Below are 19,676 nucleotides of genomic sequence, written 5' to 3' on the forward strand. Positions count from 1 at the left end.
AGGGCTATGAAGCGGAAGCCGAGAGCATAGCGTCCGCCATCTCGCGCAGCCGGTGCTTCTGGATCTTGACCGAGTTGGCGCTCTCCACTGACGGGAATGCGTCCAGCACGGTAAAGCCCGCCGGCGCCTTGAAACCCGCCATGGCCGCCTTGCACGCCGCGGTCCAACCGGCCGGGTCGGCCTGCGCGCCTTCCTGCAGCAGCACGAAGGCGTACGGCACGATCTTGCCGTTGCGCGTTGCGCCCACCACCTGGCAGGCCCGCACGCCTGGCAGGGTCTCGACGACCTGTTCGATCTCCACCGGATTGACCAGGAAGCCGGACAGCCGCAGCGAGTCGCCCATCCGGGTCTGGAACACGAACTGGCGGTCGGTCAGCGTGTAGCCCAGGTCGCCGGTCTTGAAGTAGCCGTCATCCGTCACGGCCGCGCGGGTCGCGTCCGGGTTGTCCAGGTAGCCCTGCATCAGGCTGGGCGACAGGATTTCGATTTCGCCGGACTGGCCGTGCGGTAGCACCTGGCCGGACTCGGGATCGCGGGCGCGCACACGGGCGTTGGGGTAGATGAGCGTGCCGCCGGGCTGGGGGCGGGCCGACACGTCGCCGTCGGCGGGGTCGCGGGGCTGGCCGGCCACAAGCGCGATCAGTTCGCTGGAACCGTACAGGCCCGTGAGCGGCACGCCAGCCGCGCGGGCCAGGTCCAGCATGTTGTCCAGCGCGGGGGTGAAGCTGGCGAAGCCGAATAGCTGCACGGACGCAAACGCGCCGGGCGCGGCGGCCTGCATCATGCCGACCAGCGCCTCGTTGTTGGCGTAGGTGTGGGTGACGGCGTGCCGGGCGACGGCCTGCGCGGATTGGGCCGCGTCGAACACGGGGGCGCAGACGACGGGCACGCCGCGCGCCAGGCCGCCGGCCAATGTCGCAAAACCGAATGCGCCGCAGAACGGTGCGCTGGCCAGCACGCAGGCCCGGTCGTCGTAGCCGAACGCCCGCGCCACCATCGCGCCGTGGCGCAACAAGGTCTTTTGATCGTGCAGCACGAACTTGGGTTTGGACGTGGTGCCGGATGTGGTGAAGCACAACACGCCGGCGTTGGCTTGCGCGACCGGTGCGGGGTCGGCGCAGGCCAGCAGCGCGTCGTACCGGTGCACCGGTTTGCCGTGAAGCGATGCCGGAGGAAGTTCGTCGGGTCCGGCCAGCGCGACCGCGCCCTGCAACTGATCCACATCCACGGGCGCGACGCCATCCAGGATGCCCTGGAAGTCGATGCCTTTGAAGTCGGGCCAGTACACCAGCCAGTCGGCGCGGCCGCGGCCCAGGATGTCGGCCACTTCGACCGAGCGGAAGCGCGTGTTGACGGCCAGCACCAGCGCGCCTAGATGGGCGCACGCAAGAAAGGATTCGACCCAGGCCGCGCAGTTGGGGAGCCAGACGGCGACGCGGTGCCCGGGCTGCACGCCGATGCGGGCCAGGCCCGCCGCCAGCGCGAGGCCGCGCGTGCGCAGGTCCCCGAAACTGAGCGGTTGATCACGATCGATGAGCGCAACGGCATCGGGTTGCCGGGCGGCCAGCGCGTCCAGATGGTCGGAGAAGGTCGAGTACGGCAGGGGCATGGCTTACACCGTGGCGATAGGCGTCACAGGCGAGCCGACGGCGCCGGGCATGCGCAGGGGCGGGGCGGTCAGCAGGAACCGGCTGCGGCCGTTTGCATGGAGCCAGTCGGCCAGGTCCTTCAGATACCACAGCTCGGCCAGCGGCACGCCCAGCTTGAAGAGGCAATGGTGATGCAGCGGCAGGATCGAATGGCCGGGGCCGGATGTGCGCGCCGGATACGATTCGACGGCGTAGTTGTCGGCGCAGATGGCGGCGATGCCGGAATGCGTGATCCAGTCCAGCAGCGCGGGGTCAGCGCCGTCCAGCACCGCGCCCGTCTGCTCCAGTTTGTGCGGATCGGGGTGGCCATTCATGGCCACGACGGCTTCCGCGAAACCGGTGCGCAGCACCAGCATGTCGCCGGGCTCGGGCTGGGCGTTCTGCTCGCGCATGGCGGCTTGAAGCTGCGCATGGCCGACGATCGTGCGGCCCGGGCCAAAGGCACGCGCCAAGTCCACCAGCACGCCGCGGCCCTGCATGCCTTTTTCGGCATAGCGGCTGACGCTGAGCTTGCGCGCATACGAGCCGCCCGGCGGGCAGCAGGCGGCTTCCGAGTTGTCGGGATCGGCGCCGCCAAACACGTCCACGCCGGCGGCGTAACCGTTGTAATAGACGCGGCGCGCCTGGCCGTCGCCCTGGATGTCGAACATGGCGCCCACGTGGCACAGGCCGTCCCACTGCGTCGAATACTGCATCGACAGCGTGACCTGATCGTCCGACAGCACGTCAATGGCTTCGGGCTGTACCTGCGACATCGCAAAGTTCAGATAGGGCGTGCCTTCGCGGAAGGTGGGCTTGAGGGTGGGCGCGTGGCGGCGCGGATTGAGCACGTTGCCGCCGGGCAGATCCAGCGGCAGCGACAGGCAGAAGACCTTGCCGGCACGGACTTCGCGCACCGCCTGCAGCACCTTTTCTTCGGTCAGCAGGTTCAGGCGGCCCAGTTCGTCATCCGGGCCGAAGTCGCCCCAGGTGGAACCTTCGGGGCGTTGCGTCCAGCGTTTCATCTGCTTGTCTCCTGTCGGTTTTTCATGTTCTTATGAATATAGTACGTATTTACGTACTTTAAAAAGAAATCCGCAATCAGCGGGTTCGATAGGAGACGAGACCATGACGCAATTGCAGCATCCGCGCGCCGGATGGCGCATCGCCCTTGCCGCGCTGGCCGTTCTGGCGCTGCCTGCGGTCCACGCCGCGGGCTATCCCGAGCACCCTGTGACCGTCGTCGTACCGTATCCGCCGGGCGGCGGCGCGGACCTCTTTGGCCGCGCCATCGCCAACGCATTGCAGCCGGGCCTGAAGCAGACGGTGCTGGTCGAGAACAAGCCGGGCGCGGGCGGCAATATCGGCATGGCTTACGTCGCCCGGGCGAAGGCGGACGGCTACACGCTGGGGCTGGGCACGATCGGCACGCAGACGATCAACCAGTTTCTCTACAGCAACATGCCGTTCGATCCCGAGCGCGACCTGGTGCCGATCGCGCTGGTGTCCACGACGCCGAACGTGATCGCGGTCAGTGCGAAGTCGCCCTACAAGACGGTGGCGGACGTGATCAAGGCGGCCAAGCAGTCGACGGACAAGAAGCTGACCTATGCGTCACCGGGCATCGGTTCGTCGGTGCACCTGACGGGGGCGTACTTCGAGGCCATGGCCGGGGTGACGATGCTGCACGTGCCGTTCAAGGGCACGTCGGCGTCGCTGCCGGCGGTGGCGGGCGGGCAGGTGGATCTGCTGTTCGACAATCTGCCGGGCGCGCTGGCGCAGATCAAGGACGGGAATCTGGTGCGCGGGGTGGCGGTGACTTCAGCGGCGCGTGATCCGTCTGTGCCGGACTTGCCGACGGTTGCCGAGTCCGGATTGCCGGGGTTTGACGTGACGGCGTGGTTTGCGTTGTATGCGCCGCGCAATACCCCCGCGCCGGTAGTTGAACAACTGATTGCCGCCGCCCGCAGCGGCTTGGCGACGCCGGCCATCGCCGCCAACTTCGCCACGATGGGCGCGAAGCCGGGCACGCTGTTCGGCAAGGATCTGGCCGCGTTCGAATCCGCCGAACGCAAGAAGTGGGGCGGACTCATCAAGGATCAGGGAATCAAGGCGCAATGAATTTACCCATCGCTCTCGTGACCGGCGCAAGCCGGGGAATCGGCCGCGCCATCGTGGCGCGGCTGATTGAAGACGGCTTTCAGGTCGTCAATTTCAGCCGTACGTCGCCCGAGACACTGTTGCCGGGCGAGACCTTCCGGTCGGTGGACCTGTGCGACGCGGCGGCGACTATTGCTGCTGGCCGTGAGTTGGCGGCGCAGCAACCGGTGCTGCATCTGGTCAACAACGCGGGGATGATCCAGGTTGCGAACATCGAGGACATCACGCAGGAGGAACTGGCGCGGACGATGGCGTTGAATCTGACTGCGCCGATTCTGCTGATGCAGGCGCTGTTGCCGGGGATGCGGCAGGCGAAGTACGGGCGTGTCGTGAATATCGGCAGCCGGGCGGCGCTGGGCAAGGGCGGGCGGTCGGTGTATGGCGCGTCGAAGGCGGGGCTGGCGGGTATGACGCGGACCTGGGCTTTGGAGCTGGCGGGCGATGGCATTACGGTGAACACCGTGGCGCCTGGGCCGGTTGCTACCGAGCTATTCAATCAGTCCAATCCGCCAGGGGCACCGAAGACGCTGGCGCTGGAGGCGGCGATTCCCGTCGGGCGGGTTGGGCGGCCGGATGAGGTGGCACATACCGTGGCTATGTTTCTGGACCCGCGGGCGGGGTTTGTGACTGGGCAGGTGCTTTATGTTTGCGGGGGGATGTCGGTGGGGTTGTTAGCTTGAGTGTCGTTGCTGGCCATCGTCGGCGTTCTTGAGACGCCCGGCGCGGCGTGGGCCTGGGGCGGGCGGGGCTCCGATTGCGGTCCGGAGCCTTCGCTCCGGACTGCCCCGTTGTCAACCTCGTACGCCTTCGGCTCCCTACGGTTTCCCTCGGGCGCATCTAAACGCCCCGCCCGCCCCAGGCCCACGCCACACCGGGCTCTGGTTGCCTGATCTTCACGGGCGCTGGGGCGAGTCGGGTTCTTGAGGTTCTTGCACGCACTTGTGTGGAAGAGAAGCGTCTTGGGGTGCCCGCCCCCGGGCGGCCGCGCGGGCGGCCTTCGTGGGCTTACGCGCTGTCTTGCGTCAAACCGATGACGCTTCGCGTGTGGCTGCTTCCGCTTCTGCGTCAGACGCCGGCAGCGGCGGACAGTCGGGAGTGTCATAAATTTTGTGTTTGGGGCCTAACATGTTGCTCAAGGAGCATGTATGGCTACCAAGAAAAAGACACCGCTGAGGGAACTGCCGGCGATTCCCGCCGAGCTGGTTGATCAATTCGTCAAAGGCCCGATGACCGCCGAGGCGGTGCAGGACCTGTCGATGGCGTTCAAGAAGGCGCTGATCGAACGGGCCCTTGGAGCGGAATTGGGCCACCATCTGGGCTACCCGGCGGGCGGCGAGCGCCCCGAGCAGGCCACCAATCAACGCAACGGCAAGAGCTCCAAGACGGTCCTGACCGATGATGGGCCGCTTCGGGTAGAGATCCCACGCGACCGCGATGGCAGCTTCGCCCCGATCCTGATCCCCAAGCACGAGCGCCGCTTTACCGGGTTCGACGACAAGATCATCGCCATGTACGCCCGCGGCATGACGGTGCGCGAAATCCAAGGGTTTCTGCTCGAGCAGTACGGCACGGAAGTCTCGCCGGAGTTCGTCAGCTCGGTGACCGACGCGGTGATGGACGAGGTCACCGCCTGGCAAACGCGGCCCCTGGAGACGATGTATCCGGTGGTGTTCTTCGACGCGCTGAGGGTCAAGATCCGCGAGGACGGCGTGGTGCGCAACAAGGCCGTTTACTTGGCGCTGGCGGTGTTGCCGGACGGCACGCGCGACATCCTGGGCCTGTGGATCGAGCAGACCGAGGGCGCCAAGTTCTGGATGAAGGTGTTCAACGAGCTCAAGACCCGCGGCACGCAGGACATCCTGATCGCTGTCACTGACGGTCTGAAGGGCATGGAGCAGGCGCTGAACGCGGTGTTCCCGGCCACAACGCTGCAGACATGCATCGTGCACTTGATCCGCTCCAGCCTGGAATACGCCAGCTGGAAGGAGCGCCGGACGGTGGCTGCGGCGCTGAGGCCGATCTACACGGCGGCGACCGTGGAGGCAGCGCTGGCCGCGCTCGTGCAGTTCGAGCAAGGCCCTTGGGGCCAACGCTACGCGCCGATCGCAGACGCATGGCGCCGGGCATGGGACCGTGTGATCCCGTTTTTTACGTTCCCACCGGCGATCCGCAAGGTGATTTACACCACCAATGCGATCGAGAGCATTAATGCCCAACTGCGCCGCGCGGTGAAAACGCGAGGTCACTTCCCAAGCGATGAAGCCGCCACCAAGCTACTGTGGCTGGTCCTACGCAACATCACCGGGGCCTGGGGCAGCGCCACGCACGACTGGAAGGCCGCTATGAACCAGTTCGCCGTGATTTATGCAGAACGCTTCACTGACCCGTATCGCTGAGATAGCATCAATAAGCCTGATAGAACCAACTATCAGGCTTCTAACGCCTCAAACACAAAAATACTGACACTCCCGGACAGTCTCGCTACTTCAAGCGGCGCCGCCCATCACAGCCCCTCCCGCCGTGACGACGAGCCGCTAGCAAACCAACCCCCACCAGCGCGCAAGCGCACACCGCCACGACGTCCCACCGGCCCAATGCCGGGTTGCCGCCGTCCGGGCGGCAGCAACCCGGCGGCCCCGCAGATCTCCTGCCCTGACCACAGGTCTTGAAGCGCCCCAAACCAAAGACCCTCGCAGCACGGCGTCGCGGTCCCGGTGGGCACGAGCGCCGTCGATGCGCCCGAGGGAATCTGAAGGGAGCCGAAGGCGGACGAAGATGACGACGGGGCAGTCCGGAGCGAAGGCTCCGGACCGCAATCGTGGGCGCTCGTGCCCACCGGGACCGCGGCGTCGGGCGACCTACGAAGCTCTGACGCAGCCTTGCCGTTATCGCCGCCGACCCAGCCTGCTGTTATCGCCCCTGACACCGCCTCACGGCTACTGCCGCGAACGCTTGTACACCGGACCTACGTGTTGCTCAACGGCCTTCCTCGTCATCTTCCCCGAGCCCTCCAAGGCACCGGCGCGCTCTTCGCGCAGACGCCGCAGCACTTCGGCCGGCGTGACGCCGAAGTGTGCTGCGAACTTGCGCTGGAAGGTGCGCCGCGACATGCCGCAGGCGTCGGCCATGTCGTCCACCGACCAGCGGGCCGACAGGCGTGCTTCCATTTTTTCGACCAGTTCGCGGAATGGGGCGGCCACGCGGTCCTGGAGTCGCAGCGTCTGGCTGTACTGGCGTTGGTCGCCGTTGCGGCGCATGAAGACCACCAGCCGCCGCGCGACCTGCTGGGACAGCGCGGCGCCGAAGTCGCGTTCGATCAGCGCCAGCGCAAGGTCGATGCCGGCGGTGACGCCCGCGGAGGTCCAGTATTTGCCGCTTTCGATGAAGATGCGATCGTCATCGACGCGCAAGCCCGGGTAAAGCTTGTGCAGCCGGTCGGCGGAGCGCCAGTGCGTGGTGACGGCGCGGCCATCGAGCAGGCCGGCGGCTGCCAGGATGAATGCGCCCGTGCAGACGCTGCTGGTGCGGCGTGTGCCGGCGTCGCGGCGGCGTAGCCAGGCGCGGGTTTCACCGTGCGCCGCGGCGCGATCCACGCCGGGGCCGCCGGGCACCAGCAGCATGTCGATGGGCGCGTCGTCGTCCGCTTCGAAGGTGCTGTCCACTTGCATGCGCAGCCCTTGTTCCCAGGTGGTTACCACGGGCGATGCCGCGATCGTGTTCAAGGCATATAGCTGGCGGCCCGATTCTTCGTTGGCCGAGCTGAAGGCCTGCCACGGTCCTGCCAGGTCCAGCGGCTGGAAGCCGTCATACAGCACGAACAGCACGCGTTGTGGCGCGATTGGCGCGTTTTCTGGCGCACCGCGCGGCGCGCGTTCGCCTATGCTGGGTTCTGGCGTTTTCATGGGAGCAACGTCATGAAGGTGAATATCGTTTTGTTCGAAGGGCTGACTCAGCTGGATATGACCGGGCCGTACGAAGTGCTGGCGAACGCGCCGGGATTTACCGTGGATTTTGTCGCAAAAACGATGGAGCCGGTGCGCTGCGACCGGGGTTTGCGCTTCGTGCCTACGCAAACGATCGACTCGGCGCAGCCTTGCGACCTGCTGGTCGTGCCGGGCGGACCGGGCACGGACGACGCCATCGTCGATCCGGCGTGGGTGGATTTCACCCGCAGGCAGGGGCAGGGCGCCAAATACCTGTTCGGCATCTGCACGGGATCGCTGCTGCTGGGTGCGGCCGGGCTGCTGCGGGGTAAGCGGGCGTCGAGCCACTGGCGGGCGCGGGAACTGCTGGCGCGCTTTGGGGCCACGCCGAGCGACGAGCGCCTGTGTGTGGACGGCAATGTGTTCACGGCCGGCGGCGTGACGTCGGGGATCGACATGGGGCTGAAGGTGGTGGCGTCGCTGTGCGGCGAGGATGTGGCGAAGCTGATCCAGTTGCAGATCGAATACGATCCGAAGCCGCCGTTTCCGGGCGGCACGCCCAAGACGTCCGAGCCGGCGATTGTGGAGCGCTATCTGGCGATGTCGCAGGCGCGTTTCGAGCGACGCAGTGCGGCGGTGGATCGGGCGGCGGCGGCCATGCGGTGAGGCGGTGAGCATGGCAAGAGGGCGGCGATTCGGCCGTGACGGCGGCGGCCATGCCGCGGGGGTGAGGTGTCGCGACGATGGCAATGCCGTGGCGGCGAAGTTCATGCCGTCACAGCGGTGGCCCTGCCTTTGAAGAAGGGTGGCACAGCCTTTATCGCTGCGCCGCTCACCGCCCCAGATGGTCTAGCGGCAGCGGGCTCTGCGGCTTGACCGTCTGGATCGCGAAGTTGCTGCGGATGTCCTTGACGCCGGGCAGCTTCAGCAGGGTATGCAGCAGGAACTGCTCGTACCCGCGTAGGTCGGGCACCACGACCTGCAACAGGAAGTCGGACTCGCCGGACACCAGATGCGCGGCGATCACTTCCGGCAGCGCGCTGACCTCGTTGCGGAACATTTCGGCGTCGCGCTCGTGGTGGCGCTCGACCTTCACGCCCACGAATACCGTCAATCCCAATCCGACCTCGTGCGGATCCAGCCGCGCTTCGTAGCCCTGGATGACGCCGGCTTCTTCCATCATCCGCACGCGCCGCAAGCAGGGCGAGGGCGACAGGCCGATCTGGTCCGCCAGCTCCACGTTGGTGAGCCGGCCGTTCTTCTGCAGCGCCTCCAGAATCCGGCGGTCGTAGGCGTCAAGTTGGCGTTTTGGCATGGATGGGGGGAATTCAGGCTTGGGTTAGCGGGTTGTGCCAGGAATGGTATCCAAGTTGGCAAGAATGGCAAGCACATGCCAGCCCCTTTTTTCTAGAATCTCGCCATTGAAAACTTGCGGTGGAGCGCGGTCATGGCCGATATGGCGTTGTTTCTGGGAGCCTTGCTGATTGTGTACGTGGTGCCCGGGCCGGACATGATCCTGCTGCTGGAAACCGGTCTGCTGCGCGGTCGCGGACAGGCGCTGGCGGTGGCGGCGGGCTTGGCGATTGCTCGTGCGGCGCACGTGACGCTGGCCGCGCTGGGTCTGGCGGCCTTGTTCAAGACGCACCCCTGGGCGTTCGACGCGGCGCGCACGGTGGGCGGCTGCTATCTGGTGTGGCTGGGGATCCGTCTCTTGCGCGCGCCGCTTGCCGTTCCGCCCTTGGACGGGGAGGCCGCGCCGCGACATGCAGGCTGGGGACCCGCGCTGATGAGCGGCGTGCTCACCAATGTGCTCAACCCCAAGGCCTTGCTGTTCTGCTCGGTGCTCCTGCCGCAGTTCGTGTCGCCGGAGCGCGGCCCGATTGGCCAGCAGTTTGCCGTGCTGGGCGTCATCCTCGTCGGATTGGGCCTGACGTTCGACGTGCTGTGCGCGCTGGCGGGCGGCGCGGTAGGCCGCTGGATGTCCGCCAGCCCGCGCGCACAAAAGATCCAGAGCCTGGTCTTCGGCACCGCCCTGATCGGCTTCGGCCTGCGCCTGACCTTCGCCAATCGCCCGGCCTGAGGTGCGCGGCACCTGGTTGGGAGTTGGACAGCCATGGTTTTGTAAGACCAAATGAGGTGTCAGACACCGGCCCTATGCGTCGAAATCCGCAACAAATAAGGCCCGGCGCGCAATCGCGCCGGGCCTTATTGCTTAGCACCGCACCTGCGTTACTTGCCGAAGGCGAACGACGCTGCGTCGACCTCGTCAGCCTTGGCGGGCGGCGGGACGGCGCCGTCTTCCAGCAGTTCTGCGGGATCCAGTCCCTTGGTCAGCTCCAGCGCCTGGCGCTCGAACAGGCGCCGGTACAGGCCGCCCTTCAGGCGGATCAGCGCGTCGTGGCTGCCTTCTTCAATCACGCGGCCATGGTCCATCACCAGCAGGCGGTCCAGGGCCCGGACTGTCGACAGGCGGTGCGCTACGACCAGCGTCGTGCGGCCTTCCATCAGGCGGTCCATCGCGCGCTGGATCAGCACCTCGCTTTCGCTATCCAGGCTGGACGTGGCTTCGTCCAGGATGAGGATCGGCGCGTCCGCCAGGAACGCCCGCGCAATCGCCACGCGCTGGCGTTCGCCGCCGGACAGCTTCACGCCGCGTTCACCGACCAGCGTCTCGTAGCCCTTGGGCAGCGCCATGATGAAGTCATGCGCACTGGCCAGCCGGGCCGCCTGCTCGATGTCGGCCTGCGACGCGCCGGGGCGGGCATAGGCGATGTTTTCCGCCAGCGTCCGGTGAAACAGCACGGGCTCCTGCTGCACGATCGCGATCTGCCCGCGCAGCGACGCCTGCTTCACCTGGGCGATGTCCTGCCCGTCGATGGTGATGCGGCCGCCGTTCACGTCGTACAGGCGCTGGATCAGCTTGATGAACGTCGTCTTGCCCGAACCCGAGTGGCCGACCAGGCCCACCCGTTCGCCCGGCGCGATGCGCACCGAGAACCGGTCGTACAGCGCGACGTTGTGCGCGCCATAGCGGAACGTCACGTCTTCGAAGCGGATCTCGCCCGCGGTCACCGCAATGTCGCCCGCGCCCGGCCGGTCTTCCACGCCCAGCGGCTGCTTTTCCAGCGACACCAGTTCCTCCATGTCGTTGACCGAGCGCTGCAGGTTGCGGATGTGCATGCCCACGTCCCGCAGATAGCCTTGGAGCACAAAGAACATGGTCAGCGTGAACGTGATGTCGCCCACGCTGGCCTGGTTGCGCGACCACAGCAGCAGCGATGCGCCCAGGATCGAGGCCTGCATGGCGACGAGCATCGCGCCCTGGATGCCGCCGTTGAACGTGGCGCGGATCCAGGTGCGGCGCGTGCGGCGGCGCCACTTGTCGATGACGCGGTCCAGCCGCGCTTCCTCACGCGTCTCCGCGCCAAAGGCCTTGACCACGGCGTTGCAGCTGACCGCATCGGCCAGCGCGCCGCCCATGCGCGTATCCCAGGCATTGCCCAGGCGCGCGGCGGGCGCCACGTACGCCAGCGAGAGCGTGGCGGTGACGGCGATGTAGAGCACCGAACCCAGGCCCACGACCAGCCCCATCAGTGGCCAGTGCGCGCCCAGCAGCGCGGTGGCGCCGACCAGCATGACGACCGACGGCAGCAGCGCCACCAGCAGCGTGTCGTTCAAGAGGTCCACCGCCCACATGCCGCGCGTGATCTTGCGCACTGTCGAGCCCGCGAAGCTGTTGGCATGCCAGTCGGTCGAAAAGCGCTGCACGCGGTAAAAGGCATTCGAGGCGATGCCGTTCATCATCTTCAGCGTGAAGGTGATGATGTTCTGGAACACCGCCTGGCGCAGCAGCGTCCCGCCCACGCCTAGCGCAACCAGCAGCCAGAAGGCGGTGATGGCGGCGGTCCAGGCAAGCTGGTCGCCGGCCGCGCCCGAAGCCACGGCGTCGACCAGGCGGCCGGCGTACATCGGGGTCAGCACGTCGGCCACGGCGGACAGCAGCGCCAGCGCCACGATCACGACGATGCGCAGCGGCTGCCGGCCCCAATAGCGGAAGGTAAAGCCCAGGACATCCTTGAAGGCCTGTCCTCGAAAATCGATTTTTTTTCTAGCCATTGCCATGGCCTGGCGGCAGAGCACACGCCAGGTTCCTTGTAAGGAAAGAGGAAAAACACGCCGTGCGCCGGAAGGGGCGCTGGCAACTGCGTTAAGGGTTCAAATGGGCACGGCGGACCGGTCGCCAGGTAGTGAACTGGCGATGGTGCCGCGCGGGCGACGACTTAATGGCGTCGCGGGGACACGCGCGGGACGGCGTTCGGCATGGGGTACATCATGCGGCCTCCCTGTCGGTGGGTGAGGGGAAAAAAGGAAATGGGCGCGAGGCCCGAATTGCCGATTCTATCCAAGTGATGTAGGCGAATCAACGGGCCGCGCGTGGGGACAGAATGCGATGTCGGTTTTTTTCAACGCGGCGGATGCGGCAAAGGCGCCCGACGCTGCATGCGCCGCAAACGCTGCGATCAAGACGATCGCAGCGGATCAGCGGGCGCAACGAGCGGCGCGACCGCCGCGCTAACCGGGCAGCGACGCCGCGCCCGCAGCGGTATACCCGCCCTGATGGCTTGCCAGCCGCGCATACACGCCTTGCTTGCGCAGCAGTTGGTCGTGCGTGCCGGACTCGGCCAGCGTGCCGCGGTCCAGCACCAGGATCAGGTCGGCGTCGCGAATGGTGGACAGGCGATGCGCAATCACCAGCGTCGTGCGGTGGCGCATCAGCACGTCGAGCGCGCCGCGCACCTGCATTTCCGACAGCGTGTCCAGATGCGACGTGGCTTCGTCCAGGATCAGCACCGGCGCGTTCTTCAAGAAGGCGCGCGCAATCGAGATGCGCTGCCGCTGACCGCCCGACAACTGCATGCCGCGTTCGCCCACGCGGGTCGCCAGCCCCTCGGGCAGACGCTGCACAAAGTCGGCCAGCGCTGCCTGTTCCAGTGCGCGCATCAGGTCTTCGCGGCTGGCCTCGGGACGCGCCAGCCGGATGTTGCCTTCGAGCGTGTCGTTGAACAGATAGGTGTCCTGCGTGACCAGCGCCACGCGCTCGCGCAGGCCGTCGAGCTGGAGTTGGCGCACGTCCACGCCGTCCAGCTTGACTGCGCCTTCGCGGGGATCCCAGAAGCGCAGCAACAGGCTCGCCACCGTGCTCTTGCCCGCACCCGAGGCGCCGACAATCGCCACCGTGGCGCCGGCGGGCGCGGTGAAGCTAAGCTGCCGCAGCGTGTCCTGGCGCTTGCCGGGGTAGGCGAAGCTGACGCCCTCGAACGCGAGCGACAGGCCATGCGGCGCCACCGGAGCGGGCAGGGGGCCATCCACGACCGGTTCGGGTTCGTTGGCCACCACGTGCAGGCGGCGCGTGGCGGCGATGGTGTCGGCCAGTTGCCGGCTGACCTGCGAGATCTCGGACACCGGCAGGAACGTCGCCAGCGCGATCAGCACCAGCAGCGGCAGCATGCCGGCCGCCAGCGTACCGGCCTGCACCTGCAGCGCGCCCACGACAGCCACCGCAAGTCCGCCCAAGCCCATCGCAATTTCAAACCAGGCCGTCTGGCGGGACAGGTCGCGCAGGATGGCCAAGCGCCGCGCCCGATAGTGATCGGCGACCTTCAAGAACTGATCGCGGCGCCGGCCCGTCGCCTGGAAGGCGGTCAGGTCGGCCAGGCCCTGGATGGTGTCGGTGGTGTGAGCGCTCATTTCACCCAGCGCTTCGCGCGCCTTGTCGCCCAACGCATCGACGCGGCGCCGGCCGCGCACGGGAGAGACCAGCGCATAGGCCAGGAACGGCAGCAGCGCCAGCGCCACCGGCCAACTGTAGAACCCCAGGAAACCCAGCACGGACAACGGCACCAGCACGGACACGATGGCCGGCGCGATGGTGTGCGCGTAGAAATACTCGACCATCTCCACGTCCTGTGTGGCCAGCGCGACCAGATCGCCCGAGCGGCGTTGCAGCAGGTATGCGGGCGCCAGCCGTTCCAGCTTGTCGTAGAGCTTGACGCGCATGTCGGCCAGGAGCTGATAGGCCATCGCATGCGCCAGCCACGATTCCAGCCAATGGAACAGCGCGGCCAGCGGCGCGGCGATCAGCAGGCCGACGATCAGCGCGGTGGTATCGCCGCCGTCGCGGATGGCGGCCACGATCAGGGCGCTGAACACGCCCACGCCGATGAAGGCGGCGACACGCGCCACGCCCAGCAGAATGGTCGCGATGAGGGTGCCGCGCCATGGGCGCACCACCGACAGCAGGGTGCCCAGTGTGGCGCGCCAGCCGACCTGCTCGGCATCCGCGTCCAGCCACCGCAGGGCCGGACCGGGCGCGTTGCCGTCGTCGGGCTCGGCGGCGGGATTGCCCGCCGCCTGCTGCGCCGAGGGCAATACGCCTGCGGCCGGGTTGCGGTGCGCGGCCGCCTGTTCGTGCATCAGGCGGTAGTACAGCCCTTTCTCGCGCATCAGGTCGGCATGCGGTCCGGCTTCGGCCACTCGGCCCTGGTCCAGCACCAGGATGCGGTCCGCGCCGATCACGCTGGCCAGCCGGTGCGCCAGGATCAGCGTCGTGCGGCCGGCCATGAGGCGGTCCAGCGCCTGCTGGATCAGCGCCTCGTTCTCGGTGTCGACCGACGAAAGCGCCTCGTCCAGGATCAGGATGGGCGCGTCGCGCAGCAGGGCGCGGGCGATCGCCACGCGCTGGCGCTGGCCGCCCGACAATTGCAGGCCGCGCTCGCCAATGCGCGTGGCGTAGCCGTCCGGCAGCGCCATGATGAAGTCGTCGATGTTGGCGGCGCGGGCGGCGGCGCGCACCTCATCAAGCGTTGCGTCGGGGCGGCCCAGCCGCAGGTTGTCGTCGATGGTGCCGTGAAATAGCGTGATGTCCTGGCTGACCAGCGCGATGTGTGACAAGAGGAACTGCGTGTCCAGCGCGTTGACGTCGTGCCCGCCCACGCGGACCGCGCCGGATTGCGGCACGCATTCGCGCAGCAGCAGCCGCACGATGGTGGACTTGCCCGCGCCGCTGGGGCCGACCACGCCGACCCGTTCGCCCGCCGCAATGCGGAACGCCAGGCCCCGGTGGGCAGCGCGTTCGGGCGTGTACGAAAAGGCGACGTCGTCGAACTCGATGGTCGGCGCCAGGCGCGCAGGGCCCGCTTGCGCGGCGCGCGCGTCGGGGGCGGGCGTCAGTGGCTGTGCGTCCATCAGCGCGTGAATGCTGGCGGCGGCCGACTGGCCCAGCATGCCCCGGTGCAGCACCGCGCGCAGATCGCGCAGTGGGCGGAAAATCTCGGTGCCCGCCATCAGCACGATCAAGAGCGCCTCGACGCTCATGTCGCCGGTGGTCACGCGCCAGGCGCCCAGCGTCAGCGCCAGCGCGGCGCCCAGCGCCACGCCCAGGTCGCTGATGCCGCGCGTCAGCAGGCTGACGGACAGTACCCAGAACGTGTTGTCGGACAGACTGCGAGCGCGGGCGGCAAGCCGCTCGCCCCAGGCCTTGCCCTGGCCATACGACTTGAGCGTGGGCAGCCCCTGGACCGCGTCCAGAAACTCTTCACCGAATTCGTTGAGCGACCGGCTGCGCGCCAGGCTGGCACGGCGGTCCAGCATGTGCACCGCCATCGGCCCGAACAATGCGAAGAGGGCGGCGGCCAGGAAGACGAGGGCGGTCGGCACGTCCCAGAACGCAATGACGGCAAAGATGGCAAAGGGTGCAGCGGCCGCGATGGCGACCTGCGGCAGATACTGTCCGAAGAAGGTCTGCAACTGTTCGACGCCGTCCACCACGGTCAGCATGACGCCGCCCGTGCGCTGGTTGGCGAACCATGCCGGTCCCAACGCGACGATGCGGTCATACAGCTTCGCGCGCAGCGTGTGCTGGATGGCAGCGGATGTGCGGTTGGCCTGCACCGTGCGCCAGTCGTCCAGCAACGCCCGCAGCAGCACCATGGCCGCCACGCATAGCGCCGGCATTGCCCATTCCTGCCACGGCGCCCCGTCGAAAACGCGTGCGAGCAACTGCCCCAGGAACACGTACCGCGCAATCCCGGCCGCCAGCGCCAACAGGCCCAGAAAGATGCCGCCCGCCATGCCGGCACGCAGACCCTCGGTCAGACGCCACAGCCTCGAATCGAAATACATAGCATTACTCCATCCAGAGCCTGCATCGTCCCCGATCCGGCGCGCGCGCGAAAGCGATGAATTTTCAATCAAGGGTTGAGATAAACTCAACCGATGTCCGATTCCTCTACCCGCACGCCGCCGCTGGCCGCGTTGCGCGCCTTCGAAGCCGTGGCCCGTCTAGGGAGCCTGAGCCGCGCCGCTGCCGAGCTCAACGTCACGAAAAGCGCAGTCAGCCATCAGTTGCGGGCGCTGGAAGCCGACCTGGGAACCTCGCTGCTGCGCCGGGGCGGCACCGTGCGGCGCGCCGAGACCACCGAGGCGGGTGCTGCGTTGCTGGCTTCCGTACAACAGGCCTTGACCCTATTGGAAACCGCCTGCCGCAATGTCCGGGCCAGCGCCCGCGGCAAGCGGCGCTACACCCTGAACGTGTCCGCCAACCCGTCGCTGGCCGCGCTGTGGCTGGCGCCGCGCATCGGCCGCTTCATCGAACTGCATCCGGACATCGACATCCAGGTGTATCTGCACGCCAGCCAGGATCCGGCCTGGAAAACCCAGGACATCGACCTGGCCTTCCTGCACGTGCGCGCGATGGGGCCGCACATTGCGGCGCCGGGCGACATTCCGCTCATGACCGAGACCGTGGTGCCGGTATGCAGTCCGGCGCTGGTGCCCGAGGCCGACCGCAATGACTCGCGCGTGTTCTTGCGCCACCGCTGGCTGGAAGAAAAGCACATCGACAGCCCGGAGACCGATTGGCGCACGTGGGGACCCCGGCTGGGGATCGCGCCGGATGACTGGCAGGATCCGATGGTGCTGAGCGGCCTGAGCACCGTGGTGGCCGCGGCGGCGGCAGGGGTGGGCATCGCGCTGGGCCGCGCGCCGCTGATCGACGAAGACCTGGCGAGCGGCCGGCTGGTGCCGCTGATGCCGCATCTGCGCATGCCGGGCTCGTGGGGCTATGTCATGCGCATCCACGCCAACCGGCCGATGGATCCCTCATTGCCCGCGCTGGTGGAGTTTCTGGCCGAGGAAGGCCGCAGCACAGGCGCGTGGCAAAGCCCCGACGGAGTATTCGGCAGCCTTGCCCCGCATGACGTCCACGCCGAGCATCAAGATCGTCCAGCCGGATCGCGCACGCGGCGCGGTTAATCGGCCGTCAACTCCATGCTGCGCGTCACTTCCTCCTGCACGCGCTCCCAGATCGCCCGCTTCAGTTCCACGAATCGCGGCGACAACTGCACGTCCGCGCTGCGCGGATGCGGCAGGTCGTTCTGGATGTCCTGCACGATGCGGCCGGGCTTGGAACCCATGACCGCCATCCGCGTCGACAGGGTCAGCGCCTCGTCGATGGAGTGCGTGATGAAAACGATGGTCTTGCCGCTCTCCTCGTAGATCGACAGCAATTGGTCCTGCAGCACCTGCCGGGTCATCGCATCAAGCGCCGCGAACGGCTCGTCGAACAGCATCACGTCCGGGTCGTTGGCCAGCACGCGCGCAATCGACACGCGCTGCTTCATCCCGCCCGACAGCGCGTGCGGATACTTGTCCGCCGCGTGCTTCAGGCCCACCATCTCGATGAACTTGCGGGCGATCGGCGCGCGTTCCTGGCGCGACATGCCGCGCATCTTCAGGCCGAACTCCACGTTCTCCTGCACCGTGCGCCACGGGAACAGCGCGTACTGCTGGAACACCATGCCGCAGGCGGCGGTCACGTCGGTGACCTTTTTACCGTTGATCTCCACCGAGCCCGTGTTGGGCGTGATGAAGCCCGCCATCAGGTTCAGCAGTGTCGATTTGCCGCAGCCCGAGGCGCCCAGCAGCACCAGGAATTCTCCGCGTTTGACCTCCAGGTTGACCTTGTCCAGCACCGGCACTTCGCCGTAGGCCTTGGAGACGTCCGTCAGCCGGATCATCGTGTCGTTCATCGCTGCCATGCCAGCACCCATCGTTCAAGAAGCCGCAAACACAGATCGGTCACCAGCACGGTGAAACTGATCAGCACCATGCCCAGCACCACGGTGTCGGTCTGGAAGAATTCCTTGCCGTTCATGATCATGAAGCCCAGGCCTTCCTTGGACGCCACCAGTTCGGCCGAGATCACGCAGGTCCAGGACAGGCCCAGGATGATCTTCATGCCCGACAGGATCTGCGGCAGACAGCCCGGAAACAGCACCTCGCGCATGACCTGCCAGCGGTTAGCGCCCAGGTTGCGCGCGGCGCGCACCAGCACGGGGTCGATGCTGCGCGAGGCCTCCATCACGTACAGCAACGCGGGCACGAAGGACCCCATGAACACGATGCTGTACTTCTGCGTTTCGGTGATCCCGAACCACAGCAGCGACAGCGGAATCCAGCTCATGGACGGCAGTGGGCGCAGGAACGAGATGATGGGGTCGAAGACAGCGCGCGCCACCTTGGACGTGCCCAGCAGGATGCCCAGCGGAATCGCCACGATCACAGCAGCCAGAAAGCCCACCATGACGCGGCGCGTGGAGGCCAGCACGTTGTAGAACAGCGTGCCCTGGTCGGACATGGAAAGCGCGCGCGCCAAGACCTGGGACGGCGCGGGCAGGAAGATGGGGTCGACCGCGCCGGCACGGCACAGGCCTTCCCACATCAGCAGGAAACCCAGCAGCGAAAACACGCTGACCCAGAGCAGGCGCGTTTCGCGGGATGACGAACGTGTGGACATAGGCAGACTGTCCTGGGTTTAGAGGTACGAGGACTGGACCCAGTCCTTGACGGTGGGCGCGCGGTCGATCTGCTTGAGCGACACCAGCATCTCGGCCAGCTTCTGCATGCCGTTCACGAAGTTGCCGGGCTCGATCATCAGCGCCTTTTGGTCTTCAGCCGAATACCACTGCGTCTGCTTGATGACGGCCAGCTGCTCGTCCTTGGACAGCCCGGTCAGTTCCAGCAGCACGCCGGCCGCTTCCTCGGGCTGGTTCGTCAGCATGGCGTTGGCCTGGAACACCGCCTGCAGGAACTTGCGCACGGCGTCCGGATTTTCCTTGCCCAGCTTGGCGTGCGTCAGCAGCACGTCGGGTCCGGGGGTGATGGCGTATTGCTTGTAGAGCGAGAACGCGGTGTCGTCCAGCAGCACGTGTGTGCCCGGCACGGCCTTGATGCGGTCAAACGCCGGCGTCCAGGCCACGGCCGCGTCGATCTGGTTGCCCTGGTAGGCAGACAGCAGGTTGGTCGCGGGCAGGTTGATGATTGAGACATCGCGATCGGGATTCAGGCCGGCCTGGCGCAGCACGTCCAGCAGCAGCACGTGGGCGCTGGAGGCGTACGTGACGCCGATCTTCTTGCCCTTCAGGTCGGCAACGGATTTGACGTTGTCGCGCACCAGCACGCCTTCGGCACGGCCGAAGTTGTTGGGGGTGGCGATGACCTGGAACTGGCGCGCGCCCGCGGCCATCAGCGCCAGCGACGACACCACGCCGGTGCCCGCCAGGTCCACATTGCCCGCCATCACCGCGCTCATGCGGTCCGACGACGTGGCAAAGCTCTGCCACTTGATGTCCAGACCCTGCTTGGCGAACAGCCCCGTCTTCATCGCGATGTAGGCGGAGTAATGGCCCAGCCAGGCCGAGCCGCCATAGGTGTAGGACGCGCCGGCGGCGCGGCCGATCATCGGAAAGCCCAGGGCGCTTGCGCCCGCAAGTGCAGCGGTGCGCACCAGCATGGCGCGGCGATTCATGTTCATATTTTTCCCCTACTTGAATGTAGATTGACCGATAGATTCCATGTCGCCGGCACTCTGGGGTGCGGCAGACGAGACTTTCGCCCGAGCGCCTGG

15 protein-coding genes are annotated in these 19,676 nt (G+C 67.0%); 6 read left to right on the forward strand and 9 right to left on the reverse strand.

From position 1 onward, the window contains the following. Positions 1-4: 4 nt before the first annotated feature. Entirely contained in the window at positions 5-1,609 is a 1,605-nt protein-coding gene (locus AB3147_RS10525) for an AMP-binding protein (protein WP_367351894.1), read from the reverse strand. A gap of 3 nt (positions 1,610-1,612) precedes the next feature. After that, positions 1,613-2,653 carry a cyclase family protein gene (locus AB3147_RS10530; protein WP_367351895.1) on the reverse strand — a complete coding sequence of 347 codons (1,041 nt, stop codon included), beginning with the start codon at positions 2,651-2,653 and terminating at the stop codon, positions 1,613-1,615. A 103-nt stretch (positions 2,654-2,756) separates the two neighbouring features. Here AB3147_RS10530 and AB3147_RS10535 point away from each other — a divergent pair, with 103 nt between their 5' ends. From AB3147_RS10535 to AB3147_RS10545, 3 genes are all read left to right on the forward strand, one after another. Next, positions 2,757-3,749, forward strand: coding sequence for a Bug family tripartite tricarboxylate transporter substrate binding protein (locus AB3147_RS10535; RefSeq protein ID WP_175124144.1), 993 nt, complete (start codon positions 2,757-2,759; stop codon positions 3,747-3,749). Then, complete coding sequence (locus tag AB3147_RS10540) at positions 3,746-4,468, forward strand: SDR family NAD(P)-dependent oxidoreductase (protein WP_367351896.1); 723 nt, start codon at positions 3,746-3,748, stop codon at positions 4,466-4,468. The genes AB3147_RS10535 and AB3147_RS10540 overlap by 4 nt, the downstream gene beginning before the upstream one ends. 465 nt (positions 4,469-4,933) lie before the next feature. Further along, positions 4,934-6,184 (forward strand): IS256 family transposase, encoded by a 1,251-nt coding sequence (locus AB3147_RS10545; protein ID WP_142051401.1) that lies wholly within the window; start codon positions 4,934-4,936, stop codon positions 6,182-6,184. 540 nt (positions 6,185-6,724) lie between these two features. Here AB3147_RS10545 and AB3147_RS10550 read toward each other — a convergent pair. After that, positions 6,725-7,612 carry a GlxA family transcriptional regulator gene (locus tag AB3147_RS10550; protein ID WP_367353531.1) on the reverse strand — a complete coding sequence of 296 codons (888 nt, stop codon included), beginning with the start codon at positions 7,610-7,612 and terminating at the stop codon, positions 6,725-6,727. A gap of 90 nt (positions 7,613-7,702) precedes the next feature. On the opposite strand from AB3147_RS10550, the gene AB3147_RS10555 reads away from it, so the two are divergent. Further along, a complete protein-coding gene (locus tag AB3147_RS10555; RefSeq protein WP_175124147.1) occupies positions 7,703-8,377 on the forward strand; it encodes a DJ-1/PfpI family protein in 675 nt (224 codons plus the stop codon). Positions 8,378-8,543: 166 nt separating this feature from the next. Here the strand turns inward: AB3147_RS10555 and AB3147_RS10560 are convergent, their stop codons facing one another. Further along, complete coding sequence (locus AB3147_RS10560) at positions 8,544-9,026, reverse strand: Lrp/AsnC family transcriptional regulator (protein ID WP_105238374.1); 483 nt, start codon at positions 9,024-9,026, stop codon at positions 8,544-8,546. A 132-nt stretch (positions 9,027-9,158) separates the two neighbouring features. Here AB3147_RS10560 and AB3147_RS10565 point away from each other — a divergent pair, with 132 nt between their 5' ends. Then, positions 9,159-9,791: a LysE family translocator gene (locus AB3147_RS10565; RefSeq protein ID WP_239214358.1), complete on the forward strand. Its 633-nt coding sequence runs from the start codon at positions 9,159-9,161 to the stop codon at positions 9,789-9,791. Between the two features lie 149 nt (positions 9,792-9,940). Here the strand turns inward: AB3147_RS10565 and AB3147_RS10570 are convergent, their stop codons facing one another. Next, the gene (locus tag AB3147_RS10570) at positions 9,941-11,827 is read right to left on the reverse strand and encodes an ABC transporter ATP-binding protein (RefSeq protein ID WP_239214361.1); all 1,887 of its coding nucleotides are present in this window, start codon (positions 11,825-11,827) and stop codon (positions 9,941-9,943) included. Between the two features lie 456 nt (positions 11,828-12,283). Continuing rightward, positions 12,284-15,892, reverse strand: coding sequence for a thiol reductant ABC exporter subunit CydC (gene cydC / locus AB3147_RS10575; protein WP_367351897.1), 3,609 nt, complete (start codon positions 15,890-15,892; stop codon positions 12,284-12,286). Between the two features lie 93 nt (positions 15,893-15,985). On the opposite strand from cydC, the gene AB3147_RS10580 reads away from it, so the two are divergent. Beyond that, positions 15,986-17,023 (forward strand): LysR substrate-binding domain-containing protein, encoded by a 1,038-nt coding sequence (locus AB3147_RS10580; RefSeq protein WP_313067469.1) that lies wholly within the window; start codon positions 15,986-15,988, stop codon positions 17,021-17,023. On the opposite strand, the gene AB3147_RS10585 is transcribed toward AB3147_RS10580, so the two are convergent. Genes AB3147_RS10585 through AB3147_RS10595 form a run of 3 tightly spaced genes read right to left on the reverse strand, consistent with a single transcriptional unit; the run spans position 17,020 to position 19,583 of the window. Beyond that, positions 17,020-17,808, reverse strand: coding sequence for an ABC transporter ATP-binding protein (locus AB3147_RS10585; protein WP_343736738.1), 789 nt, complete (start codon positions 17,806-17,808; stop codon positions 17,020-17,022). The genes AB3147_RS10580 and AB3147_RS10585 overlap by 4 nt on opposite strands. Next, entirely contained in the window at positions 17,796-18,566 is a 771-nt protein-coding gene (locus AB3147_RS10590) for an ABC transporter permease (protein ID WP_175124152.1), read from the reverse strand. Before AB3147_RS10590 ends, AB3147_RS10585 begins: the two co-directional genes overlap by 13 nt. Positions 18,567-18,584: 18 nt before the next feature. Beyond that, positions 18,585-19,583 (reverse strand): aliphatic sulfonate ABC transporter substrate-binding protein, encoded by a 999-nt coding sequence (locus AB3147_RS10595; RefSeq protein ID WP_279975427.1) that lies wholly within the window; start codon positions 19,581-19,583, stop codon positions 18,585-18,587. Positions 19,584-19,676 lie beyond the last annotated feature (93 nt).

Origin of the sequence: Achromobacter animicus, assembly GCF_040775605.1 — a bacterium.
Classification (GTDB): Bacteria; Pseudomonadota; Gammaproteobacteria; order Burkholderiales; family Burkholderiaceae_B; genus Achromobacter; species Achromobacter animicus.

What these genes read in the sequence shown, in the direction of transcription:
- cydC (WP_367351897.1), bottom strand. Translation starts at nt 15,892, where the DNA reads ATGTATTTCGATTCGAGGCTGTGGCGTCTGACCGAGGGTCTGCGTGCC.
- AB3147_RS10530 (WP_367351895.1), bottom strand. Translation starts at nt 2,653, where the DNA reads ATGAAACGCTGGACGCAACGCCCCGAAGGTTCCACCTGGGGCGACTTC.
- AB3147_RS10555 (WP_175124147.1), top strand. Translation starts at nt 7,703, where the DNA reads ATGAAGGTGAATATCGTTTTGTTCGAAGGGCTGACTCAGCTGGATATG.
- AB3147_RS10585 (WP_343736738.1), bottom strand. Translation starts at nt 17,808, where the DNA reads ATGGCAGCGATGAACGACACGATGATCCGGCTGACGGACGTCTCCAAG.
- AB3147_RS10535 (WP_175124144.1), top strand. Translation starts at nt 2,757, where the DNA reads ATGACGCAATTGCAGCATCCGCGCGCCGGATGGCGCATCGCCCTTGCC.
- AB3147_RS10525 (WP_367351894.1), bottom strand. Translation starts at nt 1,609, where the DNA reads ATGCCCCTGCCGTACTCGACCTTCTCCGACCATCTGGACGCGCTGGCC.
- AB3147_RS10540 (WP_367351896.1), top strand. Translation starts at nt 3,746, where the DNA reads ATGAATTTACCCATCGCTCTCGTGACCGGCGCAAGCCGGGGAATCGGC.
- AB3147_RS10590 (WP_175124152.1), bottom strand. Translation starts at nt 18,566, where the DNA reads ATGTCCACACGTTCGTCATCCCGCGAAACGCGCCTGCTCTGGGTCAGC.
- AB3147_RS10560 (WP_105238374.1), bottom strand. Translation starts at nt 9,026, where the DNA reads ATGCCAAAACGCCAACTTGACGCCTACGACCGCCGGATTCTGGAGGCG.
- AB3147_RS10570 (WP_239214361.1), bottom strand. Translation starts at nt 11,827, where the DNA reads ATGGCTAGAAAAAAAATCGATTTTCGAGGACAGGCCTTCAAGGATGTC.
- AB3147_RS10595 (WP_279975427.1), bottom strand. Translation starts at nt 19,583, where the DNA reads ATGAACATGAATCGCCGCGCCATGCTGGTGCGCACCGCTGCACTTGCG.
- AB3147_RS10580 (WP_313067469.1), top strand. Translation starts at nt 15,986, where the DNA reads ATGTCCGATTCCTCTACCCGCACGCCGCCGCTGGCCGCGTTGCGCGCC.
- AB3147_RS10545 (WP_142051401.1), top strand. Translation starts at nt 4,934, where the DNA reads ATGGCTACCAAGAAAAAGACACCGCTGAGGGAACTGCCGGCGATTCCC.
- AB3147_RS10565 (WP_239214358.1), top strand. Translation starts at nt 9,159, where the DNA reads ATGGCCGATATGGCGTTGTTTCTGGGAGCCTTGCTGATTGTGTACGTG.